The 1,904-nt window shown below is 61.6% G+C and carries 3 protein-coding genes; all 3 read left to right on the plus strand.

The genetic code is table 11. The annotated features are described in order from the left end of the window. Positions 1-6 precede the first annotated feature (6 nt). The 3 genes from AC6F7T_RS06475 to AC6F7T_RS06485 are packed head-to-tail and all read left to right on the plus strand — an operon-like array spanning position 7 to position 1,881. Positions 7-141, plus strand: coding sequence for a bifunctional adenosylcobinamide kinase/adenosylcobinamide-phosphate guanylyltransferase (locus AC6F7T_RS06475; protein ID WP_500717184.1), 135 nt, complete (start codon positions 7-9; stop codon positions 139-141). Next, a complete protein-coding gene (gene cobS / locus AC6F7T_RS06480) occupies positions 138-842 on the plus strand; it encodes an adenosylcobinamide-GDP ribazoletransferase (RefSeq protein WP_500717183.1) in 705 nt (234 codons plus the stop codon). Before AC6F7T_RS06475 ends, cobS begins: the two co-directional genes overlap by 4 nt. A gap of 7 nt (positions 843-849) precedes the next feature. After that, complete coding sequence (locus AC6F7T_RS06485) at positions 850-1,881, plus strand: aminotransferase class I/II-fold pyridoxal phosphate-dependent enzyme (RefSeq protein WP_500717185.1); 1,032 nt, start codon at positions 850-852, stop codon at positions 1,879-1,881. Positions 1,882-1,904: the final 23 nt, after the last annotated feature.

The following is a 1,904-nucleotide window of genomic DNA, read 5'->3' on the forward strand; positions in this document are numbered from 1 at the left end:
CTGGGGGTGATTCCGGCCGATCCCATGACCCGCCGCTACTGCGCTCTGCTGGCACGCATCAACCGCTGCGTCGCTGCGCTGGCCGATGAAGTATTGTTGCTGGTCAGCGGTATTGCCGTCCCCGTCAAGGCACAGCGATGAAGGGCTTTCTCAGCGCTCTGAACTTTCTCACCATTATCCGCCTGGGCTCCGCACCCTTCGACGGCGCCAGGGCAACCGCCGCCTTTGCCTGGGTCGGGCTGCTGATCGGTGCCGGGCTGGCGTTGCTGCACTGGCTCACCCCGGTTACCATCGCGCCTTTTGTCCTGGTGCTCTATCTGGTGGTGATCAGCGGCGCTCTGCATCTGGACGGTCTGTGCGACAGTGCCGACGCCCTCTTCTCCCACCGCGACCGTGAAAAAAAACTGGCTATCATGAAGGATGTCCACGCGGGCACCATGGGCGTGGTAGCACTTATCCTGGTGCTTGGGGCCAAGGGGGTAGCTTTTGCCCATATCAGCAGCATCGCCCTGCTGGTGCTGATTCCGGCGCTGTCCCGCTTTGCCATGGCCATTGCCATGCACCGCCTGCCCTACGCCCGCCAGGACGGGCTGGCCAAACCATTCTTCACCGGTGAACGCTCCGGGCTGATCGTCCCCGGCCTGATCTTGCCGGCGCTGGCCTTTTTTGCGCTCCCCTTCGGGCTGTTTATCGGCATTCTTGGTGTCTATCTGGCGTTTCTTGCCCTGATCCTGTGGTGGTATCGGCGGATGATCGGCGGCGTCACCGGTGACATGCTCGGCGCCCTCTGCGAAGTGTGCGAGGCAGTATTGTTGCTGGCGGCGGTTGTGCTTGGAGGGTAAATTGATCGTGCACCAGGAACATCACGGCGGCAACATCTACCGGGCAGCGGCCATACTGGGTTGCCGCCCCGATGCCATTCGCGATTACAGCTCGAATGTCGCCGACAGCCAGCCTGCCGTGCTGGAGGGGCTCAACGTTCCACGTCTCCTCGCCCGCCTGCCGGAACCCCACAGCCACACCCTGCGGGCAGCTCTGGCTGCTCACTACCAAATTGCGCCTGAAAACATCTGTGTTAGTGCCGGCACCAGCGAGGCCATCGAACGGCTCTGCGCTCTTTTTGCCGGCAAGCGGGTCACTATTTTTACGCCGACCTACAGTGACTACCAGCACTTTGCCCACGCCGCTGCACTTGACATCACATCGATTGTCGCGCCCGCGCCCGATTATGCCTTTACCCTGGACGATATGTGCATCGACAGCGAACTCTGTTTTCTGTGCCAACCCAACAACCCCACCGGCACAAGCGTGGCGCGCACCGACCTTGTCGCGCTGATCGCCCGGCATCCCGCCACCCTGTTTGTCGTCGACGAATCCTACCTGCCATTCCACCTGGAAGAAGAATCCCTCACCTTGACGACGCAGCTCAGCACGAATTTGCTGGTGTTGCGCTCCTTCTCCAAGATTCACGGCCTGCCGGGGCTGCGACTGGGGTTCACCCTGAGCGGCAACCGGGAATTAACGGCGCAACTGGAGCAGCGCTGCTCCCCCTGGAACGTCAACTGTCCGGCTCAGGAGCTCGGACTGCGGCTGATCGATATCGACAACCGGCCGATGGCACAACGCATTGCCGCCCAGCGACGACAGCTGCTCAGTGAGCTGGACAGCTTCCCCTGGCTGCAGGCCCTGCCGTCAACGGTAAATTTCATCCTCTGCCGGCTGCAGGGACGACGGGCGGCGGAACTATTCGAGCATTGCCTGGCGCGCCGGGTGTTGATCCGTGACTGCGGCAACTTCGAAGGACTTGTCGGCGAGCACATCCGCTTCAGCATAAAAAACGATATGACACCGCTGCTGAACGCCTTTCGGGAACTGGCATGACAACCTTCATCGCCCTCAACCTG

Source organism: Pelovirga sp., from assembly GCF_059864205.1.

Excerpts from the sequence above, each read along its gene's own strand:
- cobS (WP_500717183.1), top strand. The coding sequence starts at position 138 with ATGAAGGGCTTTCTCAGCGCTCTGAACTTTCTCACCATTATCCGCCTG.